This window comes from Pseudomonas nitroreducens (assembly GCF_014204515.1).
In the GTDB taxonomy this organism is placed as follows: Bacteria; Pseudomonadota; Gammaproteobacteria; order Pseudomonadales; family Pseudomonadaceae; genus Pseudomonas; species Pseudomonas nitritireducens_A.
Genome location: NZ_JACHLI010000023.1, coordinates 51,854 through 74,490, shown reverse-complemented (window position 1 = coordinate 74,490; position 22,637 = coordinate 51,854). Strand labels below are relative to the sequence as shown.

At 68.2% G+C, this 22,637-nt stretch carries 17 protein-coding genes and 3 riboswitches; of the genes, 6 read left to right on the top strand and 11 right to left on the bottom strand.

Annotation, left to right across the window (positions count from 1 at the left end):
* Positions 1–134: 134 nt before the first annotated feature.
* Both HNP46_RS24215 and HNP46_RS24210 read right to left on the bottom strand, forming a co-directional pair.
* Positions 135–713: a DUF934 domain-containing protein gene (locus HNP46_RS24215; RefSeq protein ID WP_184594037.1), complete on the bottom strand. Its 579-nt coding sequence runs from the start codon at positions 711–713 to the stop codon at positions 135–137.
* Positions 710–2,374, bottom strand: a complete 1,665-nt coding sequence (locus HNP46_RS24210) for a nitrite/sulfite reductase (RefSeq protein WP_184594035.1) — start codon at positions 2,372–2,374, stop codon at positions 710–712. The genes HNP46_RS24215 and HNP46_RS24210 overlap by 4 nt, the downstream gene beginning before the upstream one ends.
* Positions 2,375–2,719: 345 nt before the next feature.
* Here HNP46_RS24210 and ccoG point away from each other — a divergent pair, with 345 nt between their 5' ends.
* Both ccoG and mapR read left to right on the top strand, forming a co-directional pair.
* The gene (gene ccoG / locus HNP46_RS24205) at positions 2,720–4,111 is read left to right on the top strand and encodes a cytochrome c oxidase accessory protein CcoG (protein ID WP_184594033.1); all 1,392 of its coding nucleotides are present in this window, start codon (positions 2,720–2,722) and stop codon (positions 4,109–4,111) included.
* Between the two features lie 86 nt (positions 4,112–4,197).
* On the top strand, positions 4,198–5,613 hold the full coding sequence (gene mapR / locus HNP46_RS24200) for a GntR family transcriptional regulator MpaR (protein ID WP_184594155.1): 1,416 nt from the start codon (positions 4,198–4,200) through the stop codon (positions 5,611–5,613).
* A 763-nt stretch (positions 5,614–6,376) separates the two neighbouring features.
* Here the strand turns inward: mapR and cobM are convergent.
* The 4 genes from cobM to HNP46_RS24180 all read right to left on the bottom strand — a co-directional run bounded on the left by cobM (position 6,377) and on the right by HNP46_RS24180 (position 8,595).
* Entirely contained in the window at positions 6,377–7,123 is a 747-nt protein-coding gene (cobM, locus tag HNP46_RS24195; protein WP_184594031.1) for a precorrin-4 C(11)-methyltransferase, read from the bottom strand.
* Positions 7,120–7,536: a cobalamin biosynthesis protein gene (locus HNP46_RS24190; RefSeq protein ID WP_184594029.1), complete on the bottom strand. Its 417-nt coding sequence runs from the start codon at positions 7,534–7,536 to the stop codon at positions 7,120–7,122. Before HNP46_RS24190 ends, cobM begins: the two co-directional genes overlap by 4 nt.
* A gap of 77 nt (positions 7,537–7,613) precedes the next feature.
* On the bottom strand, positions 7,614–8,324 hold the full coding sequence (locus HNP46_RS24185; protein WP_184594028.1) for a CbtA family protein: 711 nt from the start codon (positions 8,322–8,324) through the stop codon (positions 7,614–7,616).
* An 85-nt stretch (positions 8,325–8,409) separates the two neighbouring features.
* Positions 8,410–8,595 carry a CbtB domain-containing protein gene (locus tag HNP46_RS24180; protein WP_024764032.1) on the bottom strand — a complete coding sequence of 62 codons (186 nt, stop codon included), beginning with the start codon at positions 8,593–8,595 and terminating at the stop codon, positions 8,410–8,412.
* A gap of 104 nt (positions 8,596–8,699) precedes the next feature.
* A riboswitch (cobalamin riboswitch) is annotated at positions 8,700–8,917 on the bottom strand.
* Between the two features lie 60 nt (positions 8,918–8,977).
* A riboswitch (cobalamin riboswitch) is annotated at positions 8,978–9,172 on the top strand.
* A gap of 235 nt (positions 9,173–9,407) precedes the next feature.
* Here HNP46_RS24180 and cobW point away from each other — a divergent pair.
* Together cobW and cobN are read left to right on the top strand one after the other, a co-directional pair.
* Positions 9,408–10,460, top strand: a complete 1,053-nt coding sequence (gene cobW, locus HNP46_RS24175) for a cobalamin biosynthesis protein CobW (protein ID WP_184594026.1) — start codon at positions 9,408–9,410, stop codon at positions 10,458–10,460.
* 165 nt (positions 10,461–10,625) lie between these two features.
* Entirely contained in the window at positions 10,626–14,357 is a 3,732-nt protein-coding gene (gene cobN, locus HNP46_RS24170; protein ID WP_184594024.1) for a cobaltochelatase subunit CobN, read from the top strand.
* A 442-nt stretch (positions 14,358–14,799) separates the two neighbouring features.
* Here the strand turns inward: cobN and HNP46_RS24165 are convergent, their stop codons facing one another.
* Positions 14,800–15,897, bottom strand: coding sequence for a 3-deoxy-7-phosphoheptulonate synthase (locus tag HNP46_RS24165; protein ID WP_184594022.1), 1,098 nt, complete (start codon positions 15,895–15,897; stop codon positions 14,800–14,802).
* Positions 15,898–16,497: 600 nt separating this feature from the next.
* Here HNP46_RS24165 and HNP46_RS24160 point away from each other — a divergent pair.
* Together HNP46_RS24160 and HNP46_RS24155 are read left to right on the top strand one after the other, a co-directional pair.
* Positions 16,498–17,505 carry an ATP-binding protein gene (locus HNP46_RS24160; RefSeq protein WP_184594020.1) on the top strand — a complete coding sequence of 336 codons (1,008 nt, stop codon included), beginning with the start codon at positions 16,498–16,500 and terminating at the stop codon, positions 17,503–17,505.
* Positions 17,487–18,176: a vWA domain-containing protein gene (locus HNP46_RS24155; RefSeq protein ID WP_221455095.1), complete on the top strand. Its 690-nt coding sequence runs from the start codon at positions 17,487–17,489 to the stop codon at positions 18,174–18,176. Before HNP46_RS24160 ends, HNP46_RS24155 begins: the two co-directional genes overlap by 19 nt.
* Positions 18,177–18,347: 171 nt before the next feature.
* Here HNP46_RS24155 and HNP46_RS24150 read toward each other — a convergent pair whose 3' ends face one another.
* From HNP46_RS24150 to cbiE, 4 genes are all read right to left on the bottom strand, one after another.
* Positions 18,348–18,971 carry a glutathione S-transferase family protein gene (locus tag HNP46_RS24150; protein ID WP_184594016.1) on the bottom strand — a complete coding sequence of 208 codons (624 nt, stop codon included), beginning with the start codon at positions 18,969–18,971 and terminating at the stop codon, positions 18,348–18,350.
* A gap of 225 nt (positions 18,972–19,196) precedes the next feature.
* On the bottom strand, positions 19,197–19,925 hold the full coding sequence (locus HNP46_RS24145) for a cobalt-precorrin-6A reductase (RefSeq protein WP_184594014.1): 729 nt from the start codon (positions 19,923–19,925) through the stop codon (positions 19,197–19,199).
* Positions 19,922–21,019, bottom strand: coding sequence for a cobalt-precorrin-5B (C(1))-methyltransferase (locus HNP46_RS24140; protein WP_184594012.1), 1,098 nt, complete (start codon positions 21,017–21,019; stop codon positions 19,922–19,924). Before HNP46_RS24140 ends, HNP46_RS24145 begins: the two co-directional genes overlap by 4 nt.
* Positions 21,020–21,085: 66 nt before the next feature.
* On the bottom strand, positions 21,086–22,288 hold the full coding sequence (gene cbiE / locus HNP46_RS24135; protein WP_184594010.1) for a precorrin-6y C5,15-methyltransferase (decarboxylating) subunit CbiE: 1,203 nt from the start codon (positions 22,286–22,288) through the stop codon (positions 21,086–21,088).
* 67 nt (positions 22,289–22,355) lie between these two features.
* Positions 22,356–22,560, top strand: a riboswitch (cobalamin riboswitch).
* The last annotated feature ends 77 nt before the right edge of the window (positions 22,561–22,637 follow it).

The window sequence follows — 22,637 nt, the reverse complement described above, 5'->3', positions numbered from 1 at the left end:
GGGGGTCACTCGAATCCGTGGGTTACCCCGGCGCACGCGGCACCGGGGATGATGCCCGCATTTTTCCTGTGCCCCGGCACAGCGTCAAGCTTGGCCGACCCGCTGCAGCCTTTGCCGCTCGCGGCAGCGGCGCCCTAGGAGCGGCGCCGGAACAGCGGGCGCGGCTCGATCACCGAGCGCCCGTAGAGCACGCTCAGACCGGCCAGCCCCTTCAGGGCGTCCTCCACGGACTTGTCCTCGCGCACCGCGAAGGCGTCGAAACCGCACTGGCGCAGGTGCGCCAACTGGTCGCGCAGCACATCGCCCACCGCGCGCAATTCGCCGCGCCAGCCCAGCCGGCTGCGCAGCAGGTAGGCCAGGCTGTAGCCGCGACCGTCGCGGAAGCTGGGGAAGTCGATGGCGATCAGCGCCAGCTCGTCGAACCGGCCGACCAGCTTTTGCGGATCATCGTCCGGCCCCAACCACACCCCGGCTCTTCGTAGGAGCGAGCTTGCTCGCGAACCGTCCAGCTCCGGCGCTGCCTGGACATCCTGTTCGCGAGCAATGACGATGGCGTCCCCCTCGTTCCTACAGGGAGCGGCACTCAACCACGACTCCAGCGGCAGGATCAGATGGCCCTCCGGCAACGCTTCCGGCACTTCGCGCACCAGCGTCCAGGGATCGTTCGGCGCCAGCTCGGCCAAGCCGTCGACCAGGCGGATCAGATTATTCATGCCGGCACCTCCGCCTGGCGGTAGACCCGTGCCTTGAACGGCTCCAGGCCGATGCGTTCGACCGTTTCGACGAAGCGCTCGCCAGCGCCACGTTGCTCCACGTAGGTGCGCACCAACGCCTCGATCACATCCGGTACCTCGGCCGCGCTGAACGACGGGCCGATCACCTTGCCCAGCGCGCTCTTCACGCCCTGCGCGCCACCCAGGGTGATCTGGTACCACTCGCTGCCGTTCTTATCGACGCCGAGGATGCCGATATTGCCGATGTGGTGGTGGCCGCAGGCGTTCATGCAGCCAGAGATGTTCAGGCTGAGATCGCCCAGGTCGTGCAGGTAGTCGAGGTCCTCGAAGCGCTGCTGGATGCCCTGGGCGATGGGGATCGACTTGGCGTTGGCCAGCGCGCAGAAATCGCCGCCGGGGCAGGCGATGATATCGGTCAGCAGGCCCTGGTTCGGCGTGCCCAGGCCGGCCGCGCAGGCTTCCTGCCAGAGCGCGTGGAGGTCGGACTTGCGCACGTCCGGCAGCACCAGGTTCTGTTCGTGGGCGACGCGGATTTCGCCGAAGCCGAAGCGCTCGGCCCAGTCGGCCACCTGCTCCATCTGCTCGGCGGTGGCATCCCCCGGCGGAGCCTCGGCACCCGGCTTGGTGGACAGCACCACGCTGGCATAGCCCGGCACGCGGTGCGGGCGCACGTTGCGCGAGACCCAGCGGGCGAATGCAGGGTCGGCAGCCAGCGCCGTGCCGTAGGCGAGATCGTCGGCGGCCGAGTAGACCGGCGGATCGAAGGCGGCGGCCACGCGCTGGTACTCGTCGAGGGTCAGCTGCGCCTCGCCATCGCGCAGGTGCTGCCACTCCTCCTCCACTTCGCGGGAGAACGCCTCGATGCCCAGCGCCTTCACCAGAATCTTGATCCGCGCCTTGTACTTGTTGTCGCGCCGGCCGTAGCGGTTGTACACGCGCAGGATGGCTTCGACGTAGGACAGCAGGTGCTGCCAGGGCAGGTCGTCGCGGATCACCTGGCCGAGCAGCGGTGTGCGCCCCAGGCCGCCGCCCACCAGCACCTTCAGGCGCAGCTCGCCGTCTTCGGCGCGGCGCAGGTAGAGGCCGATGTCATGCATCATCACCGCCGCGCGGTCTTCCTCGGCGGCGCAGATCGCGATCTTGAACTTGCGCGGCAGGAAGAGGAATTCGGGGTTCACCGTGGACCACTGGCGAAGGATTTCCGCCAGCGGGCGCGGGTCGAGGAACTCGTCGGCAGCAACACCGGCGAAGGCCTCGGTGGTGATGTTGCGCACGCAGTTGCCGGAGGTCTGGATGGCGTGCATCTCGACATCGGCCAGGCGCTCGAGGATGTCCGGTACGCGCTCCAGCTCCACCCAGTTGAACTGGATGTTCTGCCGCGTGGTGAAGTGGCCGTAGCCGCGGTCGTGCTCGCGGGCGATCCAGGCCAGGGTGCGCATCTGCTCGCTGGACAGCGTGCCGTAGGGAATCGCCACGCGCAGCATGTACGCATGTTTCTGCAGGTACAGGCCGTTCTGCAGGCGCAGCGGCAGGAACTCCTCTTCGCTCAGCTCATCGCTCAGGCGCCGCTGCACCTGGTCACGGAACTGCGCCACCCGTTCGCGCACCAGGGCGCGGTCGTAATCATCGTATCGGTACATCGCCAGGCCACCTTCGGATCGTTGCGTAGCGGCCTGCTTCTGTCGTCGAGCGCGCTACTTCAGGGATGACCGAACTATGGCCGGCGGCTGTTGTGCAAAACAGCGGCAGATCGCACGGGAAAAACCGGATCAGATGCGTCCCGACCCTGCCCCGGCGGGCCTGCGACCGGTTGCCGCAACAGGCCCGATCAGCCGCTTCCTCACGTATGGCGCCAGCCCTGCAGCGACGCGGCGCGGAGCGCATCGGCGCATCTGATATGGTTTTTTCCGGCGAACCTGAATCTGTTTCGGGTGCAGAGCGGTTCGTACAGTCGCGGCGCCTCTTCTGCCTGATGGGCTTTGACAATGAGCGAAAGAATCCAAGCGAAGATCATCGAGATCGACGCACCGCAACGTTTCACCCCGCCGTCCAAACCGCTGGTCTATACCAAGCGCTTCGCCGGGCGCTTCCGCGACCTCCGGCGCCTGGGCGGCGGCCTGCTGTTCCTGCTGTTCTTCGGCACCCTGTGGCTGCAGTGGAACGGCCGCCAGGCGGTGCTCTGGGACCTGCCCGAGCGCAAGTTCTACATCTTCGGCGCGACCTTCTGGCCGCAGGACTTTATCCTGCTCTCGGCGATCCTGATCATCGCCGCCTTCGGCCTGTTCTTCATCACGGTGTTCGCCGGCCGCGTCTGGTGCGGCTACACCTGCCCGCAGAGCGTGTGGACCTGGATCTTCATGTGGGCCGAGCAGGTCACCGAAGGCGACCGCAACCAGCGCATCAAGCGCGACCAGAGTCCGGTGAGTGCGGAGAAAGTCCTGCGCAAGGGCGCCAAGCACGGCCTCTGGCTGCTGATCAGCCTGGTCACGGCGATCACCTTCATCGGCTACTTCACCCCGGTGCGGCCGCTGGTGGCGGACCTGTTCACCTTCAGCCTCGACCTGGAAAGCGCCTTCTGGGTCGCCTTCTTCGCCGCCGCCACCTACGCCAACGCCGGCTGGCTGCGCGAGCAGGTGTGCATCCACATGTGCCCGTACTCGCGCTTCCAGAGCGTGATGTTCGACAAGGACACCCTGATCATTTCCTACGACGCGGCGCGCGGTGAGTCCCGTGGCGCGCGCAAGAAGGACGCCGATCCCAAAGCCCTCGGCCTGGGCGATTGCATCGACTGCCAGCAGTGCGTGCAGGTCTGCCCCACCGGCATCGACATCCGCGACGGCCTGCAGATCGCCTGCATCGGCTGCGCCGCCTGCATCGACGCCTGCGACTCGGTGATGGACAAGATGGGCTACGACCGCGGGCTGGTGCGCTACACCTCGGAAAGTGCGCTGGAAGGCGGCAAGACCCATCTGCTGCGCCCGCGCCTGATCGGCTATGCGGCGGTGCTGCTGGTGATGCTCGGCGCCTTCGTCTGGGCGCTGGAAGCGCGGCCGCTGATCAACCTCGACGTGGCCCGCGACCGCGGCCTGTTCCGCGAGAACGCCGCCGGCGAGATCGAGAACATCTACAACCTCAAGCTGATCAACAAGACCCAGCAGCCGCAGCATTACCAGCTGAGCCTCGCCGATGGTGCCGGCTACCGCCTGCAAGGCGTGCCGGAGCTGACGCTGCAGCCGGGCGAAATCCGCGACTTCGCCGTCTCGGTGGCAAGCCTGGCGCCGAGCAGCGCCGGTGGCTCGGTACCGCTGCACTTCAGGGTCGCGGACGGCAACGAGGCCATCGACGCCGCCAGCACCTTCGTCTCGCCGAGGCGCTGAGCATGGCGCGGGAGCTTGGCGTGACCTCGGCGCAGCGCCTAGAGTGGGCGGATTCTTCCGCCCCACAGGCCGCCGTGCAGGACAAGATGAAGCGCTACGAGAAATTCGCCGACGAGATTGCCGGCCTGATCCGCAGCGGCGTGCTCGCCCCCGGCCAGAAAGTCCCCTCGGTGCGGCACGCCAGCCGCACCTACGGGGTCAGCGCTTCCACGGTGTTCCAGGCCTACTACCTGCTGGAAGATCGTGGGCTGATCGTCGCCCGCGCGCGCTCCGGCTACTTCGTCCGCGAGCACGTGCAGCGCGCCCTGGCCGAGCCGGAAATCGCCCGCCACGACGCGCAGACCACCGAGGTGGACGTCAGTGAACTGGTGTTCTCGGTGCTCAGCTCGATCAAGGACCCCGACACCGTACCCTTCGGCTCGGCCTTCCCGGCACCGGAGCTGTTCCCCCTGCCGCGCCTGGCGCGCTCCATGGCCCACGCGGTGCGCGACATGGACCCGCGCTCGGTGGTCGCCGACCTCGCCCCCGGCAGCCATGCACTGCGCCGGCAGATCGCCCTGCGCTACATGGTCGGCGGCATGCCGCTGCCGGTAGAAGAACTGGTGGTCACCAATGGCGCGCTGGAAGCGCTGAACCTGTGCCTGCAGGTGGTCACCCAGCCGGGCGATCTGGTGGCCATCGAGGCGCCCGCCTTCTACGCCAGCCTGCAGGTGCTCGAACGCCTGAAGCTGAAAGCGGTGGAAATCCCCGTGCACCCGCGCGAGGGCATCGACCTGGACGTGCTGGCCGACAGTCTCGCGCGCCTGCCGATCAAGGCCTGCTGGTTCATGAGCAACTTCCAGAACCCGCTGGGCGCGAGCATGGCCGAGGACAAGAAGCGCGCCCTCGCCGGCCTGCTGGCGCAGCACCAGGTGCCGCTGATCGAAGACGACGTCTACGCCGAGCTGTACTTCGCCGCCCAGGCGCCCAAGCCGGTGAAGGCCTTCGACAGCGAAGGGCTGGTGATGCACTGCAGCTCCTTCTCCAAGAGCCTGGCGCCGGGCTACCGCGTGGGCTGGGTGGCCGGCGGGCGCTACGCCGAGCAGATCGAAAGGCTCAAGCTGATGACCAGCCTGTCGGCCTCGGTGCCGGCCCAGGCAGCCATCGCCGACTACCTGCAGCACGGCGGCTACGACCGCCACCTGCGCAAACTGCGCCACGCCCTGGAAAGCCAGCAGCACGCGATGCTCGCCGCCGTGGCCCGGCACTTCCCCGCCGCCACCCGCGTCACCCGCCCCAGCGGCGGCTACTTCCTGTGGCTGGAGCTGCCCGAGCAGATCGACGCGCTCAAGCTGTTCCAGCTCGCCCACGCCCAGGGCATCAGCCTGGCGCCCGGGCCGATCTTCTCCGCCACGCGGCGCTTCGGTCACTGCCTGCGGCTGAACTATGGCCACCCGTGGACGACGGCCAGCGAACAGGCCATGGAAACCCTCGGGCGGATCATCCATTCGCTGCAGGGCTGAAAAGCCCTGCAGGACTGATCCGCACATTCGGAAACGATCTGTATCTGTGCGGCGCTTTGTCGCAGGCTTAGTCTGTCAGGCAGGAAACCCGGACGAGGGGACTGCCATGGACACGGAAAACCTGATGATCCTGCTCACGGTGTGCGCCGCGCTCGGCGTGCACCTGTGGGTGCGCTGGTACCTGCGCCGCGGCCTGGCGCCGCGCGCCGAGCAATGGCTGGCCTGAACCTCGCGACTCTCTGCTCTTCTGTAGGAGCGAGCTTGCTCGCGAACCGCCCAGCCCTGGTGCCTCCGGGAATCCCTGTTCGCGAGCAAGCTCGCTCCTACGGGATGCCGCCGCACCACGACCCGTAGGGCGCATAACGCCCCAGGCGTTATCCGCCGAAGCCCCGCACCAACGAGATGGCGGATAACCGCAAGCGGTTATTCGCCCTACGCCGACTTCAAGCCCCCCGCGTAGGAGCGGACCGAACTCCATGACATGCCCGAGTGGCGTCAAGTCGATCGCGGACGGACGCAACCGGACACCGCGCACCCCGTAGGGCGGATAACGCCCCCAGGCGTTATCCGTCGAATCCCTGCCCGAACAGGATGGCGGCTAACCGCAAACGGTTATTCGCCCTGCGCCAACTCCAAGCACCCGCGTAGGAGCGGACTCCGTCCGCGATTGGGTGGGTCCAGCTCCATGGCATGTCGGAGCGGCGTCCAGTCGATCGCGGACGAAGTCCGCTCCTACCAAAGACGAACGCCCCAGGCAGCAACCCTAGGGGCGATACAGATGCGCATGCCCCGCGCTGTACAGCGACGAATCGGCGAACCCTTCCGCCCCCAGCACCTTGCCCACCAGGATCAGCGCCGTGCGGCGGAAGCCCTTGGCCTCGGCCTTGGGCAGGATGTCGCCGAGGGTGCCGGTGGCCTGGTCCTGGTCCGGCCAGCTGGCGCGGTGGATCACCGCGATGGGGCAGTCGGCGCCGTAGTGCGGCAGCAGTTCGGCGACGATGTTCGCCAACTGGCCAACGCCCAGGTGAATCGCCAGGGTCGCGCGGTGCTGCGCCAGCTCGGCGAGGGACTCGCCTTCGGGCATGCGCGTCTTGCTGGCGTAGCGGGTGAGGATCAGCGTCTGCGAGATATCCGGCAGGGTCAGTTCGCAGCCAAGGATCGCCGCGCAGGCCGAGGTAGCGGTGACGCCGGGGACGATCTCGTAGGCGATGCCCAGCTCGCGCAGGTGGCGAATCTGTTCGCCGATGGCGCCGTACAGCGACGGGTCGCCGGAGTGCACCCGCGCCACGTCCTTGCCCTCGGCATTCGCCTGGGCCAGCAGTGCGACGATTTCCTCCAGGTTCAGCTCGGCGGTATTCACCACGCGCTCGGCGTTGTGCCCTTCCAACACGGCCGATGGCACCAGGGAGCCTGCGTAGAGGATCACCGGGCAGCTGCGGATCAGCCGCTGGCCCTTGACCGTGATGAGTTCGGGATCGCCGGGGCCGGCGCCGATGAAGTAGACGGTCATGACAGCTCCTGTACGGATTCGCCGGGAATGAAAGCCAGCGCGCAGGTCGCCTGTTCGCTGCGCCGTTTGCCCACCAGCAGACGTGCCGGCGCGCCGCCCTGGGCATCGGCCTGCAGCAGCGCGGCGGCCTCTGCCACGCTGGCGCTGCCGGTGGCCGTGCGCACCATTTCCGAGGGCTCGCCCAGGCGTTTTTCGCAGGCGGCCAGCTGTTGCGGGGTGAACAGCGCCAGCGGCAGGTCGAGGGCGGCGGCCAGGGCCGTCAGCCCTTCTTCGTCGGCCTTGAGAGTGGCACTGGCCAGCGCGGTGAGGTTCGACTCGTCCAGCCCGGCCTCGGCCAGCGTATCGCCCAGCAGGGAACGCAGTTCATCGAGCGGGCAGCCGCGGCGGCAACCGAGGCCGGCAACCAGCGTCATGGTCGCTCTCCTTCAACAACAAAATAAAAACCCCGCAGCCGGCCGGGCCGGCTGCGGGGTCGAGGATAACGCCTGTATCAGGTCGACGGCGCGAAGCGGCGGAACAGCCACGCAGCGACCAGGCCCAGCGCGGCCCAGAACACCGCATTGGTGACCAGCGAGGCAACGATGAACTCGTGGGCGATGCTTTCCGGCGCCAGGCTCGAATGCACCTCCGGTTGCGGCGCGCCGATCACGTGGGGCACCACCAGCAGCGCGAGGCCGACGATACGCAGCGCCCAGTGGCGGCCGAACACCAGCAGCGCGAGGCCAGCGGCGGTGGCGGCAGCGGTGCCGATCCACCAGGTCTGGCGCAGGCTCAGGTCGGCGGCGGCGGTACCGGGGACTTCCGGCGGCAGGCCGAGGGACGGCGCCAGGGTGAACACGGCGAAACCGGCCAGGCCCCAGAACAGCCCTTCGGAGGTCTTGCCCGGCTCACGCAGGGTGAACAGGCCGGCCAGCATCAGCGCGAAGCCCACCGCGACCACCAGGTTGCCGCCGGTGGTGGAGAGGATGCGCTGCCAGCCGTCTTCCGGCTCCCAGGCTTCCGCGTCGTGGTGGTGACCGGCAGCAGCGCCATCGGCGTGCTCATGGGCGTGTTCCTCGACCAGCGCGGCGGCCGGCTCGGCCTTCTCGTAGGTTTCCGCTTTCAGGATCAGCGGGGAGACCCACAGCAGCTGGACCACGGTGAGCACCAGCGCGGCGATCAGACCGGCGAAACCGGCGGTCTGGGCGATTCGTTTGATCATTTTTCCTTCTCCACAATCTCGTTTCGAGCGCGCAGGGCAGTACCCGGCGAGACGCCGTTACCTTCGTCAGACGCTCAGATGTTCTTTAGTGGCAGGGAAAGCCTGCGCTATGCCGCGTATCGTGGGCGGCGTTGTGCACCGCGTCGATGTGCGAGAAGCCGGCGAAATACACCAGCAGCGCACCGAGCAGGCTGGCACCGACGGCCAGGCTGATGCGCTTGGAAAGGGGGATGGAAGTGCTCGACGCGTGCGTCAGGGTGCTGCTGGACATGAACGTTCCCTCTGAAGATCAAAGTAGAGAACGCAGAGGTTGAACGCATTCGAACGCGCCGGAACGGTCGCGCCACGGCCTGCGCCCGCCCACCGCGGGTTGCCAAAATGTCAGGATTCCAGGCCGGTCTCCGGGCTTGCGACGCCAGCGAAAGACTCTCGCTGGATGGGTCAGCCTTCCCATGCCTTGGCACAGTGGCTACTGACGACCCTCGATGCGCTTACCGTTGCGGGGGCAGCGCCGGACTGGTCCTTGCGGACGCACCGGCTTCCCGTTTCACCTCGCGCGCGCGGCGCGAGACACCTGAAACCGCGCTAGCTGATCACGATGGCCTGCAAGCGTCAACCGATCCCCGGCGATTGACCGCCCCGGCCGCCCTGCGTAGCCTTCCTCCCTTCGAGGTTCTCCGGCGCTGGCCGGAGCTAAGAGGGAACGTGGAAATCTTCGGATGCGCCACGGCTGCCCCCGCAACTGTGAACAGCCTGTCTCTTCATGCGCCACTGCCGATTCGGGCGGGAAGGCGAAGGGACACCCGAGGGCTGTGAGCCAGGAGACCTGCCTCGTGACGGGTTTTCGATCTGCTGCGCGTCGGCCATGCTGCGTTGGAGGATCGCCGTGGACTGCTCATTGACTACAGTCAACTCCGCGTCCCCGCCGATCCTCCGCCTTGCCTGGCTCTGGCTCGCGAGATCCAGAACCGGTTCGTTATCAACACACAACCGGGCGGGGTGATCCGGTGGCGACCTTCGTTGCGCGGCGAACCCGCGCGCGCGCCCTTCATCCGCCTTCCAACTTCCGCTTGCGAGGCGCGCATGAAAACCCTGGCCAAACTCCCCGTCACCATCGTCACCGGCTTCCTCGGCGCCGGCAAAACCACGCTCCTGCGCCACATGCTCGACAACGCCGAAGGCCGCCGCATCGCGGTGATCGTCAACGAGTTCGGCGAGCTGGGCATCGACGGCGAAATCCTCAAGCAGTGCTCCATCGGTTGCAGCGAAGAAGAGGCGGTCGGCCGCGTCTTCGAGCTGGCCAACGGCTGCCTGTGCTGCACCGTGCAGGAAGAATTCTTCCCGGTGATGCGCGAGCTGGTGGCGCGCCGTGGCGACCTCGACCAGATCCTCATCGAGACCTCCGGCCTGGCCCTGCCCAAGCCGCTGGTGCAGGCCTTCCAGTGGCCGGAAATCCGCAACGCCTGCACCGTCGATGCAGTAATCACCGTGGTCGACAGCCCGGCCGTGGCCGCCGGCACCTTCGCCGCCCATCCCGAGCAGGTGGACGAGCAGCGCCAGCAGGACCCGAACCTGGACCACGAATCGCCGCTGCACGAACTCTTCGAAGATCAGCTGGCCAGCGCCGACCTGGTGGTGCTGAACAAGGCCGACCTGCTCGACGCCCAAACCCTCGCCGAGGTCCGCGCCCACGTCGCCGAGGAACTGCCGCCAGCGGTGAAGATCGTCGAGGCCAGCGCCGGCCAGCTGCCGCTTTCGGTACTGCTGGGGCTGAACGCCGAGGCCGAGCTGCACATCGACAGCCGCCCCACCCACCACGACCACGAAGGTCATGAAGACCACGACCACGACGAGTTCGACTCCTTCCACGTCGACCTGCCGGAAGTGGAAGAACGCGCCCTGCTCGACGCGTTGAATGCCCTGGTCGAGCGCCACGCCGTGCTGCGCATCAAGGGCTTCGTCGCCATCCCCGGCAAGCCCATGCGCCTGCTGGTGCAGGGCGTCGGCAAGCGCTTCGACAAGCACTTCGATCGCGCCTGGCGCAGCGACGAAACCCGCAGCACGCGCCTGGTGGTGATCGGCCAGGAACTGGACCAGGCCACCATCGCCAACGAGCTGCGTACTGCATTGACGTAATTCCGTAGGGTGGCGTGGAGCGCAGCGATACCCACCGCCGATGATGGGTATCGCTGCACTCCACCCATCCTACGCAGAGCTATTCGCAGACGCCGAACCGCTCCCTCTCCCTTCAGGGAGAGGGCTGGGGAGAGGGTGTTTCCATCGAGCGACAAGGCCTGACCCATGCACCTGCTGCGCACCCAACCCGGCGGCTTCGTCCCCGACGACGGCATCGCCCACCTGGCCCAGACGCCCGCCGAGCTGGTGATCCTCTGCAGCGGCGACTCGCACCTGGCGCTGCTCGCCGAGGCCGCCCGCGAGCTGCCGGAGGACTACCCGAGCCTGCGCCTGGCCAATCCCATGCAGCTGCAGAACCACGCCTCGGTGGACCTCTACGTCGACGAGGTACTGCAGCACGCGAAGGTCATCCTGATCTCGGTGCACGGCGGCGTCGGCTACTGGCGCTACGGCGTGGAGCAGTTGGCGGCGCTGGCCGAGCGCGGCGTCACGCTGATAGCGGTGCCCGGCGACGACAAGCCCGACCCCGAACTCGCCGCGCTCTGCAATGTCGCGCCGCAGGATGCCGAGCGCCTCTGGCAGTACCTGCGCCAGGGCGGCCTGGACAACGCCCGACAGTTCTTCGCCTGCCTGGCCAACCGTCATCTGCAACGCGACTACCCCTGGGGCGAGCCGCAGACCTTGCCGCGCGTGGCGGTCTATCACCCGCAAGTCGGCAGTTGCGATCTCGCCCGCTGGCAGGCCGACTGGAACCCCGAGTCCCCGGTTGCCGCGCTGCTGTTCTATCGCACCCACCTGCAGGCGGCGAACACCGGCTTCATCGACACCTTCTGCGAACGTCTGCAGGCCCAGGGCATCAACCCGCTGCCCATCGCCGTGGCCAGCCTCAAGGAAGCGGCCTGCCTGGAGGCGGTGGAAAGCCTGCTGCATAGCGCCGACGCCGAGCTGATCATCAACACCACCGGCTTCGCCCAGTCGAACCCGGAGGCGCCGCAGGAGCGCCCCTTCCGCCGCGACGTGCCGGTGCTGCAAGCCATCTGCTCGCTGGACAACCTCGATCTCTGGCGCGCCAACCCGCAGGGCCTCGGCCCGCGCGACCTGGCCATGCACATCGCGCTGCCGGAGCTGGACGGCCGCCTCATCACCCGGCCGATCAGCTTCAAGGGCCTGGCCTGGCGCAGCGAGCGCAGCCAGAGCGACGTGGTCTGCTACCTGGCGCACCTGCCGGGCATGGACTTCGTCGCCGAGCTGGCGCGGCGCTGGATGCTGCTGGCGCGCAAGCACAACGCCGACAAGCGCGTGGCGCTGATCCTGGCCAATTACCCGACCCGCGACGGGCGCATCGGCAACGGTGTCGGTCTCGACACCCCAGCCACCGCGCTGAACATCCTGCGCGCGCTGGAGGCGCAGGGCTACCCGGTCGCCGGCCTGCCGGATTCCGGCACCGCGCTGATCCAGCAACTGCTCGGCGGCGTCAGCAACGACCTGGACAGCCTCGACCTGCGCCCCTGCGCGCAGAGCCTGGCGCTGGACGACTACCTCGCCTGCTTTGCGTGCTTGCCTGAGGCCAACCAGCAAGCCGTGCGCGAACGCTGGGGCGAGCCGCAGCAGGACCCGATGTTCCGCAGCGGACGGATGATGGTCGCCGGCCTGCGTTTCGGCCTGGCCTTCGTCGGTATCCAGCCTGCACGCGGCTACCAGCTCGACGCCGCAGCGATCTACCACGATCCCTCGCTGGTGCCGCCCCACGGCTACCTCGCCTTCTACTTCTGGCTGCGCGAGGTGCTCGGCTCCGACGCGGTGGTCCACGTCGGCAAGCACGGCAACCTGGAGTGGCTGCCGGGCAAGGGAGTCGGGCTCTCCGAGGAATGCTGGCCGGACGCGATCCTCGGCGCGCTGCCGAACCTCTACCCGTTCATCGTCAACGACCCGGGCGAAGGTGCGCAGGCCAAGCGCCGCGCCCAGGCGGTGATCATCGACCACCTGATGCCGCCGCTGACCCGCGCGGAAAACTACGGCCCGCTGCGCGACCTCGAACGCCTGGCCGACGAGTACTACGACGCCTCCCTGCTCGACCCGCGCCGCGCCAGCGAACTGCGCGGCGACATCCTCGCGCTGGTGCGCAAAACCGCGCTGGACCGCGAACTGGGCCTGCAACTGAGCGACGACGAAGACAGCTGGCTGCCGCAGCTGGACGCCTACCTGTGCGACCTCAAGGAATCGCAGATTCGCGATGGTCTACATGTCTTCGGTGAGTCACCCGTGGGCGATCTGCGCCGCGACACGCTGCTGTCGCTGGTGCGCATTCCACGCGGCGACGGACGCGGCGCCAGCGCCAGCCTGCTGCGCGCGCTGAGCGAGGACCTGCAACTGGGTCGCGATCCGCTGGACGAAGCCTTCGCCGACGCCTGGCAAGGCCCGCGCCCGGATGTACTGCTCGCCGTGAGCGACGAGTCCTGGCGCAGCAACGGCGACACCCGCGAGCGCCTGGAGCTGTTCGCCCTGCGCCTGATCGACGGCTTGGCCAGCGCGCCCGGCCAGGCCAGCGCGGCGGTGCTGGCGCAGCTTCACCAGCAGATCGCGCCGACCCTGGACGCCTGTGGCGCCAGCGAAATCGGCCATCTGCTCGCCGGCCTCGACGGTCGCTTCGTCCCACCCGGTCCCAGCGGCGCACCCAGCCGTGGGCGGGTCGACGTGCTGCCCACCGGGCGCAACTTCTTCACCGTGGATGTGCGCAACCTGCCCACGCCCACCGCCTTCCGTCTGGGCTTCCAGTCCGCCAGCCGGCTGCTCGAACGCCACCTGCAGGACCATGGCGACCACCTGCGCCAACTCGGCCTGTCGGTGTGGGGCACCGCGACCATGCGCACCGGCGGCGACGACATCGCCCAGGCCCTGGCGCTGCTCGGCGTGCGTCCGGTGTGGCAGGCTGGCAGCCAGCGCGTGGAAGACTTCGAAATCCTGCCGATCACCCTGCTCGACCGCCCGCGGGTCGACGTGACGCTGCGTGTGTCGGGTTTCTTCCGCGACGCCTTCGCCAACCTCATCCGCCTCTTCGACGCCGCCGTGCAGGCAGTCGCCGCGCTGGACGAGTCGGACGACCTGAACCCGCTGGCCGCCCGCGTGCGGACCGATCAGGCACGTCTGCAGGCCGAGGGATTGGAGCTTGATGAAGCGCGCCGCCAGGCCGGCTGGCGCATCTTCGGCGCCCAGCCCGGTGCCTACGGCGCCGGCGTGCAGGGCGTAATCGAATCGCGCCAGTGGGACAGCCGCGCCGACCTCGCCGAGGCCTACCTCAACTGGGGCGGCTACGCCTACGGCGCCAGCGACGACGGCACGCCGGCGCGCGAGCGCTTCGCCCAGCGCCTCTCCGGCCTGCAGGCGGTGCTGCACAACCAGGACAATCGCGAGCACGACATCCTCGATTCCAACGACTACTACCAGTTCCAGGGCGGCATGCTGGCCGCCGCCGAGGTCATCCAGGGCCAGTCGCTGGCCAGCTACCACGGCGACCACAGCCAGCCGGACAACCCGCGCATCCGCACTCTGAAGGAAGAGCTCGGCCGCGTGGTGCGCGCCCGTGCGGTGAACCCGAAATGGATCGCCGGCATGAAACGCCACGGCTACAAGGGCGCCTTCGAACTGGCCGCGACGGTGGACTACCTGTTCGCCTTCGACGCCACCAGCCAACTGGTGGACGACCACCAGTACCGCCTGCTGGCCGACGCCTACCTGCTGGACGACGACACCCGCGAGTTCATCCGCCAGCACAACCCCGAAGCCCTGCGCGACATCGCCGAACGCCTGGTGGAGGCGCAGCAGCGCGGGTTGTGGGAGGAGCCGGGAGAGTACCGGGAGACGCTGGAGAATCTGCTGGTGGACAGCGAGGAGCAGTGAGGGAATATGTGCTCACATCGAAGCAGATCATCCCGCCTCCTTTGCAGGAGAGGACCAGGCTGAGCGCCTTCGATCTTGTAGGAGCAACTGTCCTCTTCGGGCTGAGAGTCCATGCCACTGAATTCCCCTCACCCCAGCCCTCTCCCGGAGGGAGAGGGAGCCGTCCGTACCGGCTGACACAAGGGTTGCACCGAACGGCCCCCTTTCCCGCTTGAGGAGCTGGGCGCGTAGCCAGGGTTAGGCTGATGGCCTTTGATCTCGTAGGAGCGGACTCCGTCCGCGATGGCATCCTGCGCGATACGGACCTACCGCGGACGAAGTCCGCTCCTGCGCGAAGCCATCTTCCAGCACGCGGGTGGGTTTACCTGTAGGAGCGAGCTTGCTCGCGAACCAACCACCGCAGCGGGGCTTGTTCGCGAGCAAGCTCGCTCCTACAAAAGCATCAACCGCGACGCAGGCGCTCCGCCGCGTTCAGCAGCAACGCCTCGGTGCCGCTCCAGCCCAGGCAACCGTCGGTGATCGAGACGCCGTAGCGCAGCTCACCAGACAACGCCTGGCAGCCATCGAACAGGTGACTCTCCAGCATCACGCCGCGCAGCGAGGCGTCGCCGGCCAGGCGCTGGTCGAGCACGCTGCCCAGTACGGCCGGCTGGCGCAGCGGGTCCTTGCCGCTGTTGGCGTGGCTGCAATCGACCATGATGCTGGGATCGAGACCGAGTTTCTCCAGCCCCTGGCGAATCTGCTGCACGCTCTGCGCATCGAAGTTCGGCCCGGCGTGACCGCCGCGCAGCACCAGATGGGTGTCCGGGTTGCCCTGGGTCTGCACCAGCGACGGGCGGCCCAGCGCATCGATGCCGAAGTGCTGGTGCGGGTGCGCCGCCGAGCGCATGGCGTCGGTGGCGATGCCGATGCTGCCGTCGGTGCCGTTCTTGAAGCCCACCGGCAGGTCGAGGCCGCTGACCATCTCGCGGTGTACCTGGGATTCACTGGTGCGCGCACCGATGGCGGCCCAGCCCAGCAGGTCGTCGAAGTAGCCGGCCACCAGCGGTTGCAGCAACTCGGTGGCGATTGGCAGGCCGCGTTCGAGCATGCCCAGCATCAGCCGGCGTGACAGCGCAAGGCCCTCGGCCATGTCGCCCGTGCCGTCCAGCTGCGGGTCGTAGACCAGGCCTTTCCAGCCGATGGTGGTGCGCGGTTTCTCGACGTAGGCACGCATCACCAGCAGCAGTTGGTCGCTCACCTGCGGCGCCAGTTCGGCGAGGCGGTCGGCGTATTCGAGGGCGGAAACGGGGTCGTGCAGCGAGCAGGGACCGATGACCACCAGCAGGCGCGGGTCGCGACCATCGAGGACGGCGCGGACGGCCTCGCGGCCTTCACGGACGCGGTGGGCCATGGCGGCCGACAGGGGCAGGCGCTGGCGCAGTTCGGCGGGGCTCGGCAGCGGTTGTTCGCGGCGGCGAGCGGAGGGCAGCGGCAGGTCGAGGACTTCGGCGCATGCTGCGTGTTCGGGGCGGATCAGGGCGGAGTTGGAAGCGTTCATCTGACTGGCATCCTTGGCCGGCGCGGTGGTCTTTCCGCGCTCGGCGCTCTATCTAGGTGTTCGTGGCAAGGCTCGTTGGGTGGCGCGCAGCGCGCTGCTAAATCGCCAGTCGGAGGTGCGGTAATAGCGGTAATCAGTGGTGTAGGCGGTCATGTCTCGATCCTCTGTCCGGGCGTTTTGGCCCGATTCAATTCGTTGGCAATGTGTTGGCCTTGTGGGCCGGAAAAACAAAAACCCCGGTCGGGTTGCCGACCGGGGTTTTGGGAAACTGTCTGGTTGGCGACCCTGCTTGCTAGGGCGCCTGTGGGGTATCAGGCGCGCCTTTGGCTAAACCAATACCCATAGAAGAAATAGCCGGCAGCAGCGGCCAGAACCTGCGCGCGAGCAGCTACGGAGCCAATGGCACCGAGGCGGGCGAGGGACCGGATGGACAGGCTGGACGGCATGATGTTCTCCGTGGAAGTGCAGCCAAGGTACTGCATCGCAAGGCGCCGATCAATGATTTGAGTCTATGCCCTCGATAAGAGACGGATGGACATGGGTCGCACCTCCTACGCCCGGTTCGCTACCATGCACGGACGAAATCCGCAGGAAATCCCCATGAGCGCCCTTCCCCATTTCCCACTGGCTGCTGTCGTCGGCGCCGATGAGCTGAAGCTGGCCCTGTGCCTGGCAGCCATCGACCCGGCCATCGGCGGCGTGCTGATCGAAGGGCCGCGCGGCATGGCCAAGACCACCCTGGCGCGCGGCGTGGCCGACCTGCTGGATGGCGGGCGCTTCGTCACCCTGCCGCTGGGCGCCAGCGAGGAACGCATCGTCGGCACCCTCGACCTGGACGCGGCGCTGGGCGAAGGCCGCGCGCAGTTCTCGCCCGGCGTGCTGGCCCACGCCCACGGCGGCGTGCTCTATGTGGATGAAGTGAACCTGCTGCCCGACCACCTCGTCGACCTGCTGCTCGACGTGGCCGCCAGCGGGGTCAACCTGATCGAGCGCGACGGCCTGTCCCACAACCACCCGGCGCGCTTCGTGCTGATCGGCACCATGAATCCCGAGGAAGGCGAACTGCGCCCGCAGCTGCTGGATCGCTTCGGCCTCAAGGTGCAGCTGCAAGGTGCTCCGGCGCCAGCCGAGCGCGCCGAGATCGTCCGCCGTCGGCTGGCCTTCGATGCCGATCCGCCGTCGTTCCTTGCGCATTGGCAAAGCGCGCAGCAGGCCCTGCAGCAGCGTTGCGCCGATGCACGTCAGCAACTGGCTGTGATTCCCCTGGACGATGCCGCGCTGGAAACCATCGCCGAACGCTGCCATGCCGCCGGCGTCGACGGCCTGCGGGCCGACCTCGTCTGGCTGCGCGCCGCCCGCGCCCATGCCGCCTGGCGCGGTGCGAGCGCCATCGAGGCGCAGGACATCGATGCAGTGGAGCACTTCGCCCTGGCCCATCGCCGTCGCCATGCGCCGCCGCAATCGACCACGCCGCCGCAGTCGTCTTCCAGCCAACCCCAGGCACCGTCCAACGCGTCCAACGGCGAAGGTCAGTGGGGCGAACTGCCCGCGCAAAGCGTCGCCATGGGCGAACGCCGACAACTGACGGGCTGGCCAAAAAAGCCCTGAGCATCCGCCCGCGCCCGGCCCCAGACGCGGATGCCAACCCCCGACCCGGCCAGCTCGCCGGCGGCCGCAGCGGCGCCCGCCAAGTGGGTGCGCACGGCCGTATCGACTGGCCCGCCACCCTGCGCAACGGCCGCCCGCAACGCCGCGATGACCTGGTGCTGCGCGCCCGCAGCCGCAAGCCGGGCGAACTCTGGCTGGTCATCGTCGATGCCTCCGCCAGCACCCGCCGCCACGGCGCCCTCGTCCAGGCCAAGGGGCTGCTCGCCGACACGTTCGAACAGGCCTACCGCCAACGCGCACGCCTCGCCGTGCTGCACGCCACCGGCGCGCAACCGCGCTGGTTGTGGCAGGGCCAGAAGGCCTCGGCGCAATTGCAGGAATGGCTGGCGCAACTCGGTGCCGGCGGCGGCACTCCGCTGATCGAAGCGCTGCAGCAGGCCCGCGGATGGCTGGAGCAGCGCCAGCGACAGAAGCCCGGAGAGCGCCAGCGCCTGCTGGTGCTGACCGACGGCCGCCTGCGCGACTGGCCCGCAGTGCAGCCGCTGAACTGCCCGACGGTGCTGGTGGATATCGAGGGTGGCGCGGTGAGATTGGGCAGGGCGAGAAAGCTGGCGCAAGAGCTTGAGGCGGACTATCGACAGATCAGCGACATGTCAGTACAGACTCACTGAGAGCCCCTCACCCTAACCCTCTCCCAGAGGGAGAGGGGACTGTCCCGAGTGGCCGGGAAATCCATCTCACACCGGCTGACTGCGTAATACAAAGCACCTACCGAACGGCCCCCTCTCCCCCCGGGAGAGGGTTAGGGTGAGGGCGATCCGCAACGCCGAAACCCCACTCCGTCACGGCTCCCCATTACGCCCATGCAACAGGAACCCCGGCCGCTCGCTCAACCGCTCGTAGTAAGCCGACACCGCCGGCAACTCCGGGCGTTGCATGGGTGTCAGGTACCAGCGATTGACCGACAGGCCGAGCACGACATCGGCGAGGCTGAAGCAGGCGCCGGTAACGAAGGCGCCTGTGTGCGCCAGCTGTCGATCCAGCAGGGCCATGCAATGGTTCCACTGCGCCTCGCTCAGGGCGATGGCGGATTCGTCGGTGTGGCTGGGGCTGTTGCGTACCCGGGCCATGAACACATAGCGCCAGGCGTTGTTCAGTTCGGTGGCTTGCCAGCCCATCCACTGCTCGACCAAAGCACGCTCGCGGGGCGAGGTGGGCAGCAGTTCATCCAATGGATACTGGCTGGCGAGGTAGCTGCAGATGGCGTTGGACTCCCAGAGCACGAAATCGCCGTCGACCAGGACCGGCACCATGGCATTGGGGTTGAGCGCGATGAATTCCGCCGACGCGGTGGAGCGGAAACCCGTGCCCCAGTCTTCCCGTTCGTAGGGCAGGTTCAGTTCGGCGCAGGTCCAGAGCACCTTGCGCACGTTGATCGATGAGGCGCGGCCGAGGATTCGCAGCATGGTGTCACTCCCTGTGAAGACCGCCGGACAGCATAGAGGCGCGCCGGCCGGCGGAGAAGCGGAAGGTAGGAGCGAGCTTGCTCGCGACCCGCTACGACGTTGTGAACCCACCCGCCGCACGTCGTTCCCTCGAAGGGTCAGGCGCCGGCGGATAAAGCGTTCCGCTTTATTCGCCCTACGCCTGCCCCGTCGTAGGGCGCATAACGCCCGAGGCGTTATCCGCCGTCAGCTCGCCAGCAGCGGTTCGAGCGCGCCCCAGAGTGACACGACACTGTCGAACTCCCGATCCACCGTCGGCAGCACCGGCCGTGCCAGGATCAGTACCGGCACGCCGCGCTCGCGGGCGACCTGCAGCTTCGGCTCGGTGGCCTGGCTGCCGCTGTTCTTGCTGACCAGCACGTCGGTGTCCAGGCGGCTGAACAGCTCGCGCTCGCCATCCAGAGTGAATGGCCCGCGCGCACCGAGCACTTCGGCGCGCGCGTTGCCCGGCAGGCTTTGCAGGCAGCGCACGGTCCAGTGCTGGTGGGCGGGAATCTCCTCCAGGTGCTCCAGCGGCTCGCGGCCCATCGTGAACAGCGGGCGGCGAAAGTCATTGAGTGCCGCGATCAGTTCCGGCCAGCCGGCCACCTCGCGCCAGTCGTCATCAGCCCCCGCCAGCCAGCCGGGACGCCGCAGCGCCCAGCAGGGCACGCCGGCCAGTTGCGCGGCGCGGGCGGCGTTGGCGCTGATCCTCGCGGCATAGGGATGGGTCGCATCGAGCAGCAGGTCGAAACCGCGCTCGCGGATGAAGTTCGCAAGACCTTCGGCGCCGCCGTAACCGCCCACCCGCACTTCGCAGGCGAGGTCATCCGGTACCTTGCCAAGGCCGGCGAGGCTGTACAGATGTGGCGGACCGAGGCGGCGCGCAATGGCCAACGCTTCACCAATGCCGCCCAGCAGCAGGACACGCTTCATCGCACCTCCAGCGCCTCGCCCACCAGGTTGCCCTGGCGGTCGATGGCGAAGACTTCCAGTACCACCTCGGCCGGCACGATACGCCGCGAAAACGCCAGCGCGCGGGCACAGACGGCATCGCCCAGGGCAATGCCTTCAGCGCGACACAGCGCCAGCGCCTGCTGGCTGGTGTTGGCTTCGCGCATGCGCTGCTGCAGGTCCGCGGCAGCGCCGATCTCGCCCGCCCAGTCGGCCAGCTGCGGCAGGTCGATGCTGGAATGGCGGCTGTGCAGGTCCATGTGGCCGGCGGCAAGCTTGCTGATCTTGCCGAAGCCGCCGCAGACGCTGAAGCGCTCCACCGGCACCTTGCGCAGGTGCTTGAGCGCGGCGCCGGCGAAGTCGCCCATCTCGATCAGCGCGGTGTCGTCGAAGCCGTAGCGACGGCGCATGGCGTCCTCGCTGGCGTTGCCGGTGCAGGCAGCCAGGTGGCGGAAGCCGTTGGCGCGGGCGACGTCGATGCCCTGCTGGATCGAGGCGACGTAGGCCGAGCAGGAAAACGGCCGGACGATGCCGGTGGTGCCGAGGATCGACAGGCCACCAAGGATGCCCAGCCGCGGATTCATGGTCTTGAGCGCCAGTTCGGCGCCGCCCTCGATATGGACCGTGACCTCGAAGCCGCCGGCATAGCCGCACTCGGCCGCCAATGCGGTGAGGTTGCCCTGCATCATCTGCCGCGGCACCGGGTTGATCGCCGGCTCGCCCACCGCCAGCACCAGCCCCGGCTTGGTCACGGTACCAACGCCTTCTCCAGCGTAAAAACGTACACCCGGCTCATCACTCAGGGCGACGCGGGTGAAGACCAGCGCGCCGTGGGTCACGTCCGGATCATCGCCGGCATCCTTCAGCGTGCCGGCTTCGGCGCCGTCGGCGGTGCGCCGGCAGAACTCCAGGCGCAGGGTGGCGCGGCGTTCTTTCGGCAGGGCGATCTGCGCGGCGTCCAGCGCTTCACCGGTGAGCAACAGGCGCGCCGCCGCCAGGCTGGTGGCCGTGGCGCAGCTGCCGGTGGTGTAGCCGCTGCGCAGCGGGCGGGGTTCCTCTGACGTTTCGTCACGCATGACGGAACGCACCGTAGGATGGGTGGAGCGCAGCGATACCCATGCAGTCCCGGCACGAAAAGCGCGTCATTCCTTCCAGACTTCCAGCAAGGTGATCGGCAACGCCGCGCGCCAGGTATCGAAGCCGCCGAGCGGCTGGGCCTGGGCCACCGACAGGCGGGTCAGCTCGCCGCCGATGCGCGCGCGCCAGCTGAGCAGCATGGACTCGCTCTGCAGGGTGACGGCGTTGGCCACCAGGCGGCCGCCGGGCTTGAGCTGTTCCCAGCAGTGCTCGAACACGCCAGGCAGGGTCACGCCGCCGCCGATGAAGATCGCATCCGGGCGCTCCAGCCCCTGCAGGGCTTCCGGTGCAGCGCCGCAGACCAGTTGCAGCGCCGGCACGCCGAGGGCGTCGCGATTGAAACGGATGTGCTCCTGGCGCCCGTCGTTGGCTTCGATGGCCAGCGTGCGACAGCTCGGATGCACGCGCATCCACTCGATGCCGATGGAGCCGCAGCCGGCGCCGACGTCCCACAGCAGTTCACCGGGTTTCGGCGCCAGCCGCGCCAGGGTCACGGCGCGCACGTCGCGCTTGGTCAGTTGGCCGTCATGGCGGAAGGCGTCGTCCGGCAGGCCGGTGGTCAACGGCAGGCGCACCGCTTCGGCACCCGCCACGCACTGCACCGCAACGAGATTCAGCGCGGCGGTTTCGCTCAGTGACCAGTCGCCGGCCAGCCCGTCGATACGCCGCTCCGCCTCGCCGCCCAGGTGCTCCAGCACGCTGAGGCGACTCGCGCCGAATCCCCGTTCGCGCAGCAGCGCAGCGATGGAGGCCGGGCTGTCGCCGTCATTGCTGAGGATCAGCAGCTTCGTGCCGTCATGTATCTGCGCATTGAGGGCGGCCAAGGGGCGCGCCACCAGCGACAGCAGCGTGCATTCCTGCAACGCCCAGCCCAGGCGCGCCGCCGCCAGAGAGGCAGAGGACGGCGCGGAAAGCACGAGCATTTCCTCGGACGGAATCTGACGAGCCAGGCTCGCGCCGACGCCGAACAACATCGGGTCGCCGCTGGCCAGCACGCAGGTCGGCTCGCCGCGTCGGCGCAGCACCGGCTCCAGGCTGAACGGGCTCGGCCAGGCCTGACGGTTGGCGCCCAGGCAATGCGGCAGCAGTTCCAGCTGGCGCGGCGCGCCGATCACTTCGCTGGCGGCAAGCAAGGCGCGACGTGCGGCCTTGCCGAGGCCGGCATAGCCGTCCTCGCCGATGCCGACGATGGTCAGCCAGGGCGTCATGAAATGTCCTCAGGGGTGCGACGATCGATCCGACGGGCAGGCTTTTCCTGCCTTCGGGCAAAGCAGGCATAATACCCGCTTCGTCGGTGCTCGTAGGACGCTTCGCTTTTTCCAGTGAGGTTTCCGGGAGCCGAAGAGGGAACACGGTTAAGCCGTGGCTGCCCCCGCAACTGTAAGCAGCGAGTCCGCGCAACTGGCCACTGGGCAACCGGGAAGGCCGCGCTGGATGAGGACCTGCCAGCCAGGAGACCTGCCAACGAAACCAGTCGCGCGTGCAGACATCGAGCGGGGTGCATCGGTGTTGTGAGATTTCCCTGTGGGGAGATTCGCCGGTCACCGCGACCCAGCC

What these genes read in the sequence shown, in the direction of transcription:
- HNP46_RS24215 (WP_184594037.1), bottom strand. Translation starts at nt 713, where the DNA reads ATGAATAATCTGATCCGCCTGGTCGACGGCTTGGCCGAGCTGGCGCCG.
- HNP46_RS24210 (WP_184594035.1), bottom strand. Translation starts at nt 2,374, where the DNA reads ATGTACCGATACGATGATTACGACCGCGCCCTGGTGCGCGAACGGGTG.
- ccoG (WP_184594033.1), top strand. Translation starts at nt 2,720, where the DNA reads ATGAGCGAAAGAATCCAAGCGAAGATCATCGAGATCGACGCACCGCAA.
- mapR (WP_184594155.1), top strand. Translation starts at nt 4,198, where the DNA reads ATGAAGCGCTACGAGAAATTCGCCGACGAGATTGCCGGCCTGATCCGC.
- cobM (WP_184594031.1), bottom strand. Translation starts at nt 7,123, where the DNA reads ATGACCGTCTACTTCATCGGCGCCGGCCCCGGCGATCCCGAACTCATC.
- HNP46_RS24190 (WP_184594029.1), bottom strand. Translation starts at nt 7,536, where the DNA reads ATGACGCTGGTTGCCGGCCTCGGTTGCCGCCGCGGCTGCCCGCTCGAT.
- HNP46_RS24185 (WP_184594028.1), bottom strand. Translation starts at nt 8,324, where the DNA reads ATGATCAAACGAATCGCCCAGACCGCCGGTTTCGCCGGTCTGATCGCC.
- HNP46_RS24180 (WP_024764032.1), bottom strand. Translation starts at nt 8,595, where the DNA reads ATGTCCAGCAGCACCCTGACGCACGCGTCGAGCACTTCCATCCCCCTT.
- cobW (WP_184594026.1), top strand. Translation starts at nt 9,408, where the DNA reads ATGAAAACCCTGGCCAAACTCCCCGTCACCATCGTCACCGGCTTCCTC.
- cobN (WP_184594024.1), top strand. Translation starts at nt 10,626, where the DNA reads ATGCACCTGCTGCGCACCCAACCCGGCGGCTTCGTCCCCGACGACGGC.
- HNP46_RS24165 (WP_184594022.1), bottom strand. Translation starts at nt 15,897, where the DNA reads ATGAACGCTTCCAACTCCGCCCTGATCCGCCCCGAACACGCAGCATGC.
- HNP46_RS24160 (WP_184594020.1), top strand. Translation starts at nt 16,498, where the DNA reads ATGAGCGCCCTTCCCCATTTCCCACTGGCTGCTGTCGTCGGCGCCGAT.
- HNP46_RS24150 (WP_184594016.1), bottom strand. Translation starts at nt 18,971, where the DNA reads ATGCTGCGAATCCTCGGCCGCGCCTCATCGATCAACGTGCGCAAGGTG.
- HNP46_RS24145 (WP_184594014.1), bottom strand. Translation starts at nt 19,925, where the DNA reads ATGAAGCGTGTCCTGCTGCTGGGCGGCATTGGTGAAGCGTTGGCCATT.
- HNP46_RS24140 (WP_184594012.1), bottom strand. Translation starts at nt 21,019, where the DNA reads ATGCGTGACGAAACGTCAGAGGAACCCCGCCCGCTGCGCAGCGGCTAC.
- cbiE (WP_184594010.1), bottom strand. Translation starts at nt 22,288, where the DNA reads ATGACGCCCTGGCTGACCATCGTCGGCATCGGCGAGGACGGCTATGCC.